This is a genomic window from Alphaproteobacteria bacterium, assembly GCA_041396705.1.
Classification (GTDB): Bacteria; Pseudomonadota; Alphaproteobacteria; order CALKHQ01; family CALKHQ01; genus CALKHQ01.
Genome location: JAWKYB010000007.1, coordinates 210115 through 223829 on the forward strand (window position 1 = coordinate 210115; position 13715 = coordinate 223829).

Genomic DNA, 13715 nt, shown 5'->3' on the forward strand with positions numbered 1-13715 from the left:
CCGCCGCGCTCGGAATCGGCAGGACTCATACTCCCGCGCCGCGATTGTGGAAAGAGTGTCGCAGGACGATCGGTCGCGCTCAGCTGGCGACGACGCCCTCGATCGCCTCCAGGTTGAAGGCCGCCGCCATCAGCGCCCTGGTATAGGGCTCGCGCGGGTCGTCGAAGATGCGGTCGGCGGGGCCCTGCTCGACAACGACGCCGTCCTTCATCACAACCACGTGGTCGGCCAGCGCGCGCACCACCCGCAGGTCGTGGCTGATGAACATGTAGGCCAGCCGGTGGCGGGTCTGCAGGTCGCGCAGCAGGTCGACGATCTGCGCCTGCACCGACATGTCGAGCGCCGAGGTCGGCTCGTCGAGCACGACGAAGCGGGGTTTCAGCACCATGGCCCGCGCGATGGCGATGCGCTGGCGCTGGCCGCCCGAGAACTCGTGCGGATAGCGGAACCGGCTCTCGGGGTCGAGGCTGACCTCGTTCAGCGCTTCGACGATCAGCGCCTCGCGGGCGCGCCGGTCGGCGCCGATGTTGTGGACCTTCAGCCCCTCCTCGATGATCTGGGCGATCGACATGCGCGGGCTGAGCGAGCCGAACGGGTCCTGGAACACGATCTGCATCTCGCGCCGCAGCGGGCGCAGATCGCGCGAATGCCAACCCTGGATCTCCTGCTGCTGGAACTGGATCGGCCCGGCGCTGGCGATCAGGCGCAGCAGGGCGAGCCCGAGCGTCGTCTTGCCGGAGCCGGATTCGCCGACGATGCCGACGGTCTGGCCCTCGCGGATATCCACCGAGACGCCGTCGACCGCCTTGATGTGGTCGACCGTATGCCGGAACACGCCGGCCTTGATCGGGAAATACACCTTCAGGTCGGCGGTATGCATCACCACCGGCGCATCGGCTTCGGGCCTGGCCGGCCGGCCCTTCGGCTCGGCCGCGAGCAGGTGGCGGGTATAGGGATGCTGCGGAGCGGCGAACACGTCGGCCACCGGTCCGGCTTCGACGATCTCGCCGCCCTGCATCACGCAGACCCGGTCCGCCATTCGGCGCACGATCGTCAGGTCGTGGGTGATGAACAGGATCGCCATGCCGAAGCGCTGCTGCAGCTCCTTCATCAGCTTCAGGATCTGCGCCTGGATGGTGACGTCCAGCGCGGTGGTCGGCTCGTCGGCGATCAGCAGGTCGGGCTCGTTGGCCAGCGCCATCGCGATCATCACCCGCTGGCGCTGGCCGCCGCTCAGCTCGTGCGGCAGCGCACCCAGCCGAGTCTCGGCCTTGGGCAGGCCGACCAGGCGCAGCAGCTCCAGGGTGCGCTGGCGCGCCTGGCCCTTGCTCATCTTCTTGTGCAGGATCAGCGTCTCGCTGACCTGCCGCTCGATCGAATGCAGCGGGTTCAGCGACGTCATCGGCTCCTGGAACACCATCGCGATGTCGTCGCCGCGGATGCGGCGCATCTTGGCGTCGGGCGCGCCGACCAGTTCCTCGCCCTTGAAGGTGATGCTGGAGCCGGCGGGATGGCTGGCGGTCGGATAGGGCAGCAGCTGCAGGATCGACAGGGCGGAGACCGACTTGCCGGAGCCGCTCTCGCCGACCAGCGCCAGCGTCTCGCCCTTGCCGATGTCGAAGCTGACATTCTTGACCGCGGCCGAGCTGCCGCCGGCAACGCGGAAGTCGACACCGAGGTTGCGGACGCTGAGCAGGCTCGAGCGCGGGCCGACGGGCTCGTTCATCAGGCGATCACCTTGCGCGGATCGAAAGCATCGCGGATCGCCTCGCCGATGAAGATCAACAGGCTCAGCATGATCGCGAGGGTGAAGAAGGCGGTCAGCGCCAGCCAGGGCGCCTGCAGGTTGGCCTTGCCCTGGTTCAACAGCTCGCCCAGTGACGGCGAGCCAGGCGGCAGGCCGTAGCCGAGGAAGTCGAGCGAGGTCAGCGAAGTGATGCCGGCGGTCAGGATGAAGGGCAGGAATGTCAGCGTCGCCACCATCGCATTCGGCAGCACGTGGCGGAACATGATGGTGCCGTGGCCGACGCCCAGCGCCCGCGCGGCGCGGACATAGTCGAAATTGCGCCCGCGCAGGAACTCGGCGCGGACCAGGCCCTGCAGGCCGACCCAGCTGAACAGCAGCAGCAGCACCAGCACGGTGTAGAAGCTGGGGGTGACGATCGACGACAGGATCAGCAGCAGGAAGAACACCGGCATGCCGCCCCAGATGTCGATGATGCGCTGGCCGATCAGGTCGGTCATGCCGCCGAAATAGCCCTGGATCGCGCCGATCACGATGCCGAGGATGACGGTGCCGACGGTCAGCAGCAGGCCGAACAGCACCGAGATGCGGAAGCCGTAGATCATGCGGGCGACCACGTCGCGGCTGGAATCGTCGGTGCCGAGCCAGTGCGCGCCGTCGGGCGGCGACGGCGCCGGGCTGCTCAGTTCCTTGTCGAAGGTGTCGTAGCTGAATGGGATCAGCGGCCACAGCATCCAGCCCTTCTCCTCGATCAGCTCCTGCACCTCGGGCTCGCGATATTCCGCTTCGGTCTCGAAGAAGCCGCCATACTCGGTCTCCGGCACGGTCTCCAGCACCGGGAAGTACCAGCCGCCGTCGTAGTTGACGACCAGCGGCTTGTCGTTGGCGACCAGCTCGGCGAACAGCGACACCACGAACATCGCCAGGAAGATCCACAGCGACCAGTAGCCGCGGCTGTTGCGCCGGAAGTTGCGCAGCCGGCGCGCGGTGAACGGTGTGATCCGCCGCCCGAGGAAGCGATGCTCGCGCATCGGCGGCAGCGGGCGCTCGTCGGCCGGGATCGCCGCATCGGGTGCGCCGCGCAGGGTCGGTGCCGCCGGGACGTCCGCCACCTCAGACCTCACGGCTGGCGAAGTCGATCCTCGGATCGACGAAGTGATAGGTCAGGTCGGAGATCACGTTGACCACCAGACCGATCAGCGTGAAGAAGTACAGCGTGGCGAAGATGACCGGATAGTCGCGGTTGATCACCGATTCGTAGCCGAGCAGGCCGATGCCATCGAGCGAGAAGATGATCTCGATGAACAGCGAGCCGGCGAACAGCACGCCCAGGATTGCGCCGGGCACGCCGGCGATGATCAGGATCATCGCGTTGCGGAAGACGTGGCCGTAGAGCACCTGCCGGCTGGTCAGGCCCTTCGCGCGCGCGGTCAGCACATATTGCTTGTTCAGCTCTTCCAGGAACGAGTTCTTGGTCAGCATGGTCAGCACGGCGAAGCTGCCGATGACCAGCGCGACGATCGGCAGCGTCATGTGCCAGAAATAGTCGACGATCAGCTCCAGCGTGCTCATCTCGCGCCAGTTGTCGGAAACCAGGTGGCCGAGCGGGAACCAGTCGAAATAGCGCCCGCCGGCGAACAGCACGACCAGCAGGATGGCGAACAGGAAGGACGGGATGGCGTAGAGCCCGATGATCACGCCGCTGGTCCAGACGTCGAAGCGCGTGCCGTCGCGCCGTGCCTTGGAGACGCCCAGCGGGATGCAGACGGCATAGGAGATCAGCGCCGCCCACAGGCCGATCGAGATCGAGACCGGCAGCCGTTCGATGATCAGGTCGGCGATCGGCCGGCCGCGGAAATAGCTCTCGCCGAAGTCGAAGGTGATGTAGTTGCCGATCATCAGCACGAAGCGCTCGTACCAGGGCTTGTCGAAGCCGAACTGGCGCTCGAGCTGGGCGATGAACTCGGGCGGCAGGCCCTGCGCGCCGCGATACTGGCTCTCGGCCGCGCCGGCCGCGGTGCCGCTCTGCGCGCCGGTCTGGCCGGTCTCCGACCCGGTCGCGCCGGAGATGCGGCCGGTCGCGTCCACGCCGGTGCCGGTGACCTCCGCGATGATCTGCTGGATCGGCCCGCCGGGCGCCACCTGGATGATGGCGAAGTTGACGATCATGATCCCCAGCAGCGTGGGGATGATCAGCAGCAGTCGGCGGATGACATAGGCGAACATGATGGTGCCGGGCGGCGCGTCCTCAGCGGATGTCGTTCCAGCGCTGCTGCAAGGTCGCCGCCTTGTCCGCGTCGTACCACCAGGCGGTGAACGGCACGCCCTGCATCGGCTCCTCGGCCGGGCGCGGATGGTCGAACTTGTCCCAGAAGGCGACCCAGTTCACCGGATTGTGCCATTCGGGCATGGCGAACATCTGCCAGATCAGCGCCCGGTCCAGCGCATGGGTGCGGGTGACCAGCGATTCGCGGTCGGGTGCGGAGATGACCAGCTGGATCAGCGCGTCGATCGCCGGGTTCTTCAGTCCCATGACGTTTGAGCTGCCGGGCTGGTCGGCCGCGGCCGAGCCCCAATAGGCACGCTGCTCGTTGCCGGGCGACAGCGACTGGGCGATCACGTCGGTGGTGGCGTCGAAATTGAAGTTCTCGATGCGCTCCTGGTATTGCGAGGTGTCGACCGTGCGCACGCTGGCGCGCACGCCCAGCCGTTCCAGGTTGGCGGCATAGGGCAGCATGATCCGCTCGAACGCCGGCGAGACCAGCAGGATCTCCATCTCCAGCTTGACCCCGGTCTGCTCGTTGGTGCGCACGCCGTCGACCATCGTGTAGCCGGCCTCCTCCAGCAAGCCGACCGCGCGGCGCAGGTTGGCGCGCAGCCCGCCGTCGGCAGTGGTCGGCGCCTCGTAGTCGGCCTCGAACACCTCCGCCGGCAACTGGTCGCGATAGGGCTCGAGGATCGCGAGTTCCTCCGCGCTCGGCAGGCCGGTCGCCTCCAGCTCCGACGATTCGAAGAAGCTGTCGGTGCGGGCGTACAGCCCGTAGAACAGGTTCTCGTTGGTCCACTCGAAGTCGAACGCCAGGATCAGCGCCTCGCGCACCCGGCGGTCCTGGAACTGCGGCCGGCGCATGTTGAAGAACAGGCCCTGATAGGGCTCGGCCAGGCCGTCGGTCGGCTCTTCGCGGACGATGACGCCGCCGGTGACCTCGACGATGTTGTAGCCGGTCGCCCAGTTCTTCGAGCTGTTCTCGACCCGATAGTCGAGCTCGCCGCCCTTGAACGCCTCGAACATCACGTCCTCGTCGCCATAGTACTCGAGGATGATCTGGTCGAAGTTGTACTGGCCGACGTTGACCGGGTGGTTCGCCGCCCAGTAGTCGGGGTTGCGCTGCAGCACGGCGCGCCGGCCGGGGTCGATCTGGCCGAAGACATAGGCGCCGCTGCCGACCCAGGGCTGCAGCGTGACCCGCGAGATGTCGCGACCCTCGGCGGTCCAGTAGGCCTTTGGCATGATCGGCAGCTGGCCCAGGATCAGCGGCAGCTCCTTGTTCTCGTTGGTCGAGAAGTCGAAGCGCACGGTGCGCTCGCCGACCTGGGAGACCGAGGCGACGTCGGCGTAGTAGAACTGCTGCTGCGGGTTGTAGGTGGTCCAGGCCTCGAACGACCAGATCACGTCGTCGACCGTGATCGGCGAGCCGTCGCTGAACCGGGCCGCCGGGTTGAGGTCGAACTCGACCCAGCCGCGGTCGGCCGGCACGCGGATGGTCTCGCAGATCAGGCAGTATTCGGTGAACGGCTCGTCGGCGCTGGACGTCATCAGGCCGTCGAGCAGATAGGCGGTGCCGGCGACCGGCGAGCCGGCGATCGGCACCGGGTTCAGGCTGTCGAAGGTGCCGCGCGCGCCGATCTTGATCGATCCGCCCTTCGGTGCGTCCGGGTTGACATAGTCGAAGTGTGCGAAATCGGGGGCGTATTTGACGTCGCCGTGCATGGCGAAGGCGTGGCCTTCGTAGACGTCCTGGCCAAGGGCCGGTGCGGTGGCGGGCAGAGCCAGCAGGATGGCGGTGACGATCGTGGCCGGGACGGGCGCGCGACGGTGCGTCATGGCGGGCTCTGTTCCTTTCCGCGTGCGGCGATGCGCTGTTCGTTGGCGTTGCGTGGCCGGCCGACGCGACGCGCCGGCGGACACTTTGTTACAATGCTTCAACGGTCGGCGAAACTAAACAATCGGCTTCCGCCCACCGGTTGTCGGCGGCGAATCGGGCGAAATTGTGCGCATTCGGCTGTCGCGCGGGCCGGCGCTTTGCGCTAGACAGGCGCCATCGACGGAACAGCAGCGCGCCGCCGCCCCGCCCGCTGGGCAGGGCCCGGGCGGGCGCGCGGGCGCCGGCGTTGGCGTGGTGACCGGGCGCAAGATGTGGTATGCCATCCGGCGGCCCATACCAGGCGCCAGACCGCCGGCCGGCGTATTGGAAAAGGTTGCGAGACGATGGCGGGTCATTCCCAGTTCAAGAACATCATGCACCGCAAGGGTGCGCAGGACGCCAAGCGGGCGAAGCAGTTCGCCAAGCTGGCGCGCGAGGTGCTGGTCGCGGCGAAGTCGGGCATGCCCGACCCGAGCATGAACCCGCGCCTGCGCACTGCGATCGCCGCGGCGCGCGCGGCCAACATGCCGAAGGACCGGATCGACCGGGCGATCAAGCAGGCCGCGGGCGGCGACGACACCGCCAACTACGAGGAAATCCGCTATGAGGGCTATGGCCCCGGCGGCGTCGCGCTGATCGTCGAGGCGCTGACCGACAACCGCAACCGCACCGCCTCGGAGGTGCGCTCGGCGTTCAACAAATATGGCGGCACGCTGGGCGAGACCGGGTCGGTCGGCTTCATGTTCAACCGGGTCGGCGAGATCGTCTATCCCGCCGACGCCGCCGGCGACGAGGCGATGTTCGAGGCGGCGCTGGAGGCCGGCGCGTCCGACGTCGACAGCGGCGGCGGCGGCCACGCGGTGACCTGCGAGCCGAACGACTTCAACGAGGTCCGCGACGCGCTGGAGCAGAAGTTCGGCGAGCCGGAGTCGGCCGGGCTGGTCTGGAAGCCGGCGACCACCGCGCCGGTCGACGAGGATGCCGCGCGCACGCTGTTGAAGCTGATCGACGTGCTGGAGGACAGCGACGACGTGCAGACGGTCTCGGCCAATTTCGAGATCGACGAGGCGGTGATGGAACGGCTCAGCGCCGCCTGAGCCGGCGCGGGGAGGGGCTCTTGCGGCTGCTCGGCATCGACCCGGGACTGCAGCGCACCGGCTGGGGTGTGGTCGATGCGGTCGGCACCCGGCTGCGCCACGTCGCCAACGGCGTGGTGACCTCGACCGCCACGCTGTCGCTGGCCGAGCGGCTGGCGGAGCTCTACGACGGGCTGGCCGCGGTGATCGAGGCGCACCGGCCGGTGGCGGCGGCGGTGGAGGAGACCTTCGTCAACAAGAACCCGACCACCACGCTGAAGCTGGGCCTGGCGCGCGGCGCGGCCCTGCTGGCGCCGGCGCGGGCCGGGCTGCCGGTGGCCGAATATCCGGCCAACCTGGTCAAGAAGACCGTGGTCGGCGCCGGCCATGCGGAAAAGCGGCAGGTCGACGCCATGGTTCGGGTGCTGCTGCCGGGCTGTGCCATCGCCGGGCCGGACGCGGCCGACGCGCTGGCGGTGGCGATCTGCCATGCCCACCACGGCACCGCGCGCGACTGGTCGGCGCTGGCGGCGGGGGCGCCGGCATGATCGCCAGCCTGCGCGGCCGGGTCGCCGGCACCGGTGACGACTGGGCGGTGATCGACGTCGGCGGCGTCGGCTATCTGGTGCACTGCCCGAAACGGACGCTGGGCGAACTGGAGCGCGCCACCGGCGAGGTCTCGGTGCATGTCGAGACCCATGTGCGCGAGGACCGCATCCAGCTGTTCGGCTTCGTGACGGAAGCGGAACGGCGCTGGTTCCGCCTGCTCAACAGCGTGCAGGGCGTCGGCGCCAAGGTCGCACTCGGCATCCTCGGCACGCTGCGGGTCGACGAGGTCGTCCAGGCGATCGCGCTGCAGGACAAGGCACCGTTGACCCGCGCGCCAAGCGTCGGCCCCAAGCTCGCCCAGCGCATCCTGGCCGAGCTGAAGGACAAGGCGGCCGGCATCGCGCTGCCGCAGGGCCTGGCGGCAGCGGCGGCGCCGGCGGCCGACGCCGGCGAGACCACGCTCGGCGATGCGGTCTCCGCGCTGGTCAACCTCGGCTTCGCCCAGGCCCAGGCGATGAGCGCGGTGGCGCGGGCAAGCCGGGCGGCCGGCGCCGGGGCCGACGTCGCCACGCTGATCCGCCACGGCCTGCGTGAGCTGAGCGCCTGATGGCGGCGGGCGGCATCGGCGACGCCGCGGCGCGGCTGGTTGACCCCGGCGCCACGGCCGGCGACGGCGCCGACCGGGCGCTGCGGCCGCAGGCGCTGGACGATTTCGTCGGCCAGGCGCAGCTGCGCGCCACCCTGTCGGTCTATGTCAGCGCGGCACGGTCGCGGGCGGAGGCGATGGACCATGTGCTGCTGGCCGGCCCGCCGGGGTTGGGCAAGACCACGCTCGCCCAGATCATCGCCCGCGAACTGGGGGTCAATTTCCGCGCCACCTCCGGGCCGGTGATCGCGCGCGCGGGCGACCTCGCCGCGGTGCTGACCAATCTCGAGCCGCGCGACGTGCTGTTCATCGACGAGATCCACCGGCTGAACCCGGCGGTCGAGGAGATCCTCTATCCGGCGATGGAGGATCTGCAGCTCGACCTGATGATCGGCGAGGGGCCGGCCGCGCGCTCCGTGCGCATCGACCTCGCCCCGTTCACGCTGATCGGCGCCACCACCCGCGCCGGCCTGATCACCACGCCGCTGCGCGACCGCTTCGGCATTCCGCTGCAGCTGAATTTCTACACGCCGGAGGAGCTGCTGGTGATCGTGCGCCGGGCCGGCGGCCTGATGGGGATGATGCTGACCGACGACGGCGCGCAGGAGATCGCCAAGCGCTCGCGCGGCACCCCGCGCATCGCCGGCCGTCTGCTGCGGCGCGTGCGCGATTTCGCGGCGGTCGAGGGCGACAGCGCGGTCGACGCGGCGGTGGCCGACCGCGCGCTGACCCGCATGGAGGTGGACGCCCGCGGGCTCGATGCGCTCGACCGGCGCTACCTTGCCTGCCTGGTCACCAACTACGACGGCGGTCCGGTCGGGGTGGAGACCCTGTCGGCGGCGCTGTCGGAGCAGCGCGACGTGCTGGAGGACGTGATCGAGCCGTTCCTGATCCAGCAGGGCTTCATCCAGCGCACGCCGCGCGGCCGCATGGTCTCCGCGCTGGGCTGGAGCCACCTCGGGCTGGCGCCGCCCGCCGCCCACGCGCGCGCGGCGGAACGCGCCCAGTTCGACCTGCTGTCCGCGGCGCAAGATTCGGACGATGACGACTGAGGCCGGGCACCGGTTCCGGCTGCGGGTCTATTACGAGGACACCGACGCCGCCGGCATCGTCTACTACGCCAACTACCTGCGCTTCGCCGAGCGGGCCCGGACCGAGTATCTGCGCGCCGCCGGGGTGCAGCAAAGCGCATTAAAGGATGGCGAAGGGGTCTTGTTCGCGGTGCGGCGATGTGAAATCGACTATCTTCGGCCGGCGCGACTCGACGACGAGCTGGAGGTGTGCAGCCGCATCACGGCGCTGGGCGGCGCGTCGGTGACAATGCGGCAAGAGATCATGCGGTCTGCCGAGATTTTGGCACAATTGTCGGTTCGGGTGGCCTGCGTCGACCTTGCGGGGCGGCCGGCCCGGATGCCGGCGCGGGTGCGGGCGCTGTTCGGCGCCGGACGGCACGGGGTGCCGGCAGGCTGAAGCGATTCGCGGCCCGGGCGGCCGCCGCGCCGGATGCGTTGGCGGCATCGGCGTCGGGAAGGGGGAAGTGGACGAAACCTGATGGATAACGATGTCGCGGTAACCGCGGTCGACGTGGCCACGCTGGCCAGCGATGACCTGACCCTGATCGGCCTGTTCCTCAAGGCCGACATCGTCGTCAAGCTGGTGATGGTGCTGCTGGTGCTGGCTTCGATCTGGAGCTGGACGGTGATCATCGAGAAGGCGTTGCGCTTCACGCGGCTGAAGCGGCAGGCGGACAAGTTCGAGGACAGCTTCTGGTCCGGCGGGTCGCTGGACGACCTGTACGAGCGCGTCGGCGGCAGCCCGACCGACCCGATGGCCGCGGTGTTCGCCGCCGCGATGCGGGAATGGCGCCGGTCGGCCAGCCAGCTGACCGGCAGCGTGTACCACAGCCTGCAGGACCGGATCGAGCGGGTGATGGCGGTGACCATCAGCCGCGAGCTCGACCGCGTCGGCCGGCGCACCACATTCCTGGCCACCGCCGGCAGCGCGGCGCCGTTCGTCGGGCTGTTCGGCACGGTGTGGGGCATCATGAACACCTTCACCGCCATCGCCGACATGAACAACACCACCCTGACCACGGTGGCGCCGGGCATCGCCGAGGCGCTGTTCGCCACCGCGATGGGCCTGTTCGTCGCGATCCCGGCGGTGATCGGCTACAACCGGCTCAGCGAGGCGATGCGCCGCTATGCCGCCCGTCTGAACAATTTCTCAGCCGAGTTCGCCGCCATCATTTCGCGCCAATTGGACGCGAAGGGTTGAGGCACGGGTCCGGGAGCAGGCCATGGCGATCAAGCTGAACGATGGCGGCGGCGACCCCTATGCGCCGATGTCGGAGATCAACGTCACGCCGTTCGTCGACGTGATGCTGGTGCTGCTGATCGTGTTCATTGTCACCGCGCCGCTGCTGGCGGTCGGCGTCGATGTCGACCTGCCGCAGGCCGAGGCGCCGGCGCTGCCCAGCCAGGACGTGCCGCTGGTGATCAGCGTCGACCGCGACGCCAACGTCTATATCGGCGACGAGCAGGTGGCCCCTGCCGACCTGATCGACCGGCTGTCCGGCATCGTCGGCGAGGACGAGAACCGGCGCATCTTCGTGCGCGGCGACCAGACCGTCACCTATGGGCGGATCATGGAGGTGATGGGACTGATCATCCAGTCCGGCTTCACCCACGTGTCGCTGGTCGCCGAGCTGCCGCAGGACCGCTAGGGACGGGGTGGTGGAGAGGAGCCGATCGATGCCCGAGCGCCGCGAGACCGATCGCAGGGAGCCGTTCCTGCCGACCTCGACCCTGGCGTCGGTGGCGCTGCATGCGCTGATCGCAGTGCCGGTGATCTTCGACCTGGACCTGTTCGGTTCGCGTCTCGACGACGTCGAGGTCGCATTCGCCGTCGGCATGGTGCCGCTGAGCGAGGTGACCGCCGCGCCGGACATCGGCGAGATCACGCCGCCGCGCCCGCTGGAGCGGCTGGAGGAGCCGGCCGGCAACGAAGCGCGCGAGGTCGAGACCGTCGACGCCGAGGCGCCGGAGCAGGCCCCGACCGCCGAGGCCGCGCCGGAGGCGGCCGCGGCGCCGCCGGTGTCGGACGAGCCGCTGCCGGAGGACTTGCAGCCGGCCGAGGTCCAGCCGGAGACGCCGCCGCAGCTTGCCGCCGCCGAGGCGCCGCCGCCGCCCGCCCTGACCCAGGCGCCCGAGCTGCCGCCGGAGCCGACCGCCGAGCCCGCGCCGGCCCCGCCGCCGGCTTTGGCCGAGCCGGACCTGCCCGAGCAGCCGACCACGCCGGCCGAGGAGGCGCCACAGGTGGCGGCCTTGGAGTCGCCGAACCTGCCGAGCGAGCCGCAGCCGGAAGATCGCCCGTCGGCGCCGGCGGTGCCCGCGCCGCCGCTGCCGCCGGAGCGCACCCAGGCGCGCGTGCGCACCGAGCCCGAGCCGGCGGTCGACGAGGAGGACGACGAGGAGCCGCCGGTGGAGGCCGACCGTCCGCCGGCGCCCGCGGCGCTGCCCGAGCAGCCGGAGGAGACCCAGGTGGCGGTGCTGGAGCCGCCGCCGGTGCCGTCGTTCACGCCGCAGCGCGAGCGCGCGCCGGAGCCGCCGCGCCCGCAGACGCCGGTGGTCGACAACACCGCCGAGCCGCCGGACCAGCCCTCGCCGGTCGACACCCTGCTGGCCAGCCTGAACCAGGACACCAGTGCCGCCAACAGTGCCCAGGGCACCGGCAGCGACGTCGGATCCGGCGGCAGTTCCGGCAGCGGCAACGCCCAGTCGGGCGCCCGCCTGACCGGAGCGACCCTGACCCTGAGCGAGGAAGAGGCGCTGCGCGGGCAATTGGCGCGGTGCTGGCTGCTGCCGGCCGGCGCGTCCGGCGTCGAGACCATGTCGGTGACGATCCGCGCGGTGATGCGGCCCGACCGCACGGTCGAGGGCCGGGCCCAGATCGTCGATCCGCAGAATCGCATGGCCAGCGACCCGGCGTTCCAGGCGTTCGCGGAGTCGGCCTACCGCGCGGTGATGACCTGCCAGCCGCTGCTGCTGCCGCCGGATCGCTATGCGGACTGGAGCGTGCTGAACCTGAATTTCGACCCGCGCAACATGTTCTAGGCATGGGCCGGCGGGCTGTGGGCGAACGCCGAACGGCGGGGATGCGAGGAGGAATGGCATGAAGGCATTTGGCTCGGGACGCGCAGCCGCGGCTGCGCTGGCCTTGGGTGCGGCGCGGGTCGGCGCGCCCCTGCTGGTGCCGGCGGCCCGCGCGGAGGTCACGGTCGACATCAACAGCGGCACGGTCGCGCCGCTGCCGATCGCCGTTTCCAACCTGCACGGCGCGTCGCTGGAGGGCAACGAGCTGGGCCGCCAGATCAGCGAGGTGATCAGCAACGACCTGCGTTCGTCCGGCCTGTTCGCCCCGATCGACCAGGGCCGTTTTCCGCAGCAGCCCGACGCGCTGCAGCTGACCCCCAATTTCAGTGCCTGGCAGGGCATCAACGCCCAGGCGCTGGTCAGCGGCGCCGCGACCATCCAGGGCGACGGCCAGCTCGGCGTCGAGTTCCGGCTGTGGGACGTGTTCGGCGGCGACCAGCTGGCCGGCTTCGCCTATACCACCGAGCCCGACAACTGGCGCCGCATCGCCCACATCATCGCGGATGCGATCTACAAGCGGCTGACCGGCGAGGAAGGCTATTTCGATTCGCGGGTGGTGTTCATCTCGGAGTCCGGTCCGGCGTCGAACCGGATCAAGCGGCTGGCGATCATGGACCAGGACGGCGCCAACCTGCGCATGCTGACCGACGGCAGCTATCTGGTGCTGACGCCGCGCTTCTCGCCGTCGACGCAGGACATCACCTACGTCGCCTATATCAACAACCAGCCGCGCGTGTACCTGTTCAATATCGACAGCGGGGCGCAGGAGATCCTGGGCAACTTCCCCGGCATGACCTTCGCGCCGCGGTTCACGCCGAACGGCCAGTCGGTGCTGCTCAGCATCGCCCAGGGCGGCAACAGCGAGATCTATCAGCTGTCGCTGGCCGGCCGCCAGCTGAACAGGCTGACCAACCATCCGGCCATCGACACCGCGCCGTCGATGAGCCCGGACGGCAGCCGCATCGTGTTCGAATCCGACCGGTCCGGCTCGCAGCAGCTCTATGTGATGGGTGCCGGCGGCGGCGATGCCCAGCGGATCAGCTTCGGCGACGGGCGCTATGCCACGCCGGTGTGGTCGCCGCGCGGCGACCTGATCGCCTTCACCAAGATCCTGGGCGGCACCTTCTATATCGGCGTGATGCGGCCGGACGGCAGCGGCGAGCGCCTGCTGGCCGACGGCTATCTGGTGGAAAGCCCGACCTGGGCGCCGAACGGGCGGGTGCTGATGTACTACACCCAGGGCCCGACCAGCTCCAGCGGCGCCACCTCCAGTGCGATCTACAGCGTCGACGTGACCGGACGCAACGTGCAGCGGATCAACACCGGCGGCGACGGGTCCGACCCCGCCTGGTCGCCGCTGCTGCCCTAGTCTCGCGGGCCCGGCGGCCGCACGGTCGCCGGGCC

13 protein-coding genes are annotated in these 13715 nt (G+C 69.7%); 9 read left to right on the plus strand and 4 right to left on the minus strand.

Annotated features, from left to right (window positions below; genetic code table 11):
• Positions 1-79: 79 nt before the first annotated feature.
• From R3F55_12115 to R3F55_12130, 4 genes are all read right to left on the minus strand, one after another.
• Positions 80-1726 (minus strand): ABC transporter ATP-binding protein, encoded by a 1647-nt coding sequence (locus R3F55_12115; GenBank protein MEZ5668157.1) that lies wholly within the window; start codon positions 1724-1726, stop codon positions 80-82.
• Complete coding sequence (locus R3F55_12120; GenBank protein ID MEZ5668158.1) at positions 1726-2775, minus strand: ABC transporter permease; 1050 nt, start codon at positions 2773-2775, stop codon at positions 1726-1728. Before R3F55_12120 ends, R3F55_12115 begins: the two co-directional genes overlap by 1 nt.
• Before the next feature lie 82 nt (positions 2776-2857).
• Entirely contained in the window at positions 2858-3970 is a 1113-nt protein-coding gene (gene yejB / locus R3F55_12125; protein ID MEZ5668159.1) for a microcin C ABC transporter permease YejB, read from the minus strand.
• 22 nt (positions 3971-3992) lie between these two features.
• Entirely contained in the window at positions 3993-5849 is a 1857-nt protein-coding gene (locus R3F55_12130; GenBank protein ID MEZ5668160.1) for an extracellular solute-binding protein, read from the minus strand.
• Between the two features lie 384 nt (positions 5850-6233).
• On the opposite strand from R3F55_12130, the gene R3F55_12135 reads away from it, so the two are divergent.
• From R3F55_12135 to tolB, 9 genes are all read left to right on the plus strand, one after another.
• Positions 6234-6986, plus strand: coding sequence for a YebC/PmpR family DNA-binding transcriptional regulator (locus R3F55_12135; protein ID MEZ5668161.1), 753 nt, complete (start codon positions 6234-6236; stop codon positions 6984-6986).
• A gap of 20 nt (positions 6987-7006) precedes the next feature.
• On the plus strand, positions 7007-7513 hold the full coding sequence (gene ruvC, locus R3F55_12140; GenBank protein MEZ5668162.1) for a crossover junction endodeoxyribonuclease RuvC: 507 nt from the start codon (positions 7007-7009) through the stop codon (positions 7511-7513).
• Positions 7510-8121 (plus strand): Holliday junction branch migration protein RuvA, encoded by a 612-nt coding sequence (ruvA, locus tag R3F55_12145; protein MEZ5668163.1) that lies wholly within the window; start codon positions 7510-7512, stop codon positions 8119-8121. The genes ruvC and ruvA overlap by 4 nt, the downstream gene beginning before the upstream one ends.
• Positions 8121-9212: a Holliday junction branch migration DNA helicase RuvB gene (ruvB, locus tag R3F55_12150; GenBank protein MEZ5668164.1), complete on the plus strand. Its 1092-nt coding sequence runs from the start codon at positions 8121-8123 to the stop codon at positions 9210-9212. The genes ruvA and ruvB overlap by 1 nt, the downstream gene beginning before the upstream one ends.
• Complete coding sequence (ybgC, locus tag R3F55_12155; GenBank protein ID MEZ5668165.1) at positions 9202-9630, plus strand: tol-pal system-associated acyl-CoA thioesterase; 429 nt, start codon at positions 9202-9204, stop codon at positions 9628-9630. The genes ruvB and ybgC overlap by 11 nt, the downstream gene beginning before the upstream one ends.
• An 81-nt stretch (positions 9631-9711) precedes the next feature.
• A complete protein-coding gene (gene tolQ / locus R3F55_12160; protein MEZ5668166.1) occupies positions 9712-10434 on the plus strand; it encodes a protein TolQ in 723 nt (240 codons plus the stop codon).
• A 22-nt stretch (positions 10435-10456) separates the two neighbouring features.
• Entirely contained in the window at positions 10457-10882 is a 426-nt protein-coding gene (locus R3F55_12165) for an ExbD/TolR family protein (protein ID MEZ5668167.1), read from the plus strand.
• A gap of 28 nt (positions 10883-10910) precedes the next feature.
• Entirely contained in the window at positions 10911-12272 is a 1362-nt protein-coding gene (locus R3F55_12170; GenBank protein ID MEZ5668168.1) for a hypothetical protein, read from the plus strand.
• 58 nt (positions 12273-12330) lie between these two features.
• A complete protein-coding gene (tolB, locus tag R3F55_12175; protein ID MEZ5668169.1) occupies positions 12331-13680 on the plus strand; it encodes a Tol-Pal system beta propeller repeat protein TolB in 1350 nt (449 codons plus the stop codon).
• The last annotated feature ends 35 nt before the right edge of the window (positions 13681-13715 follow it).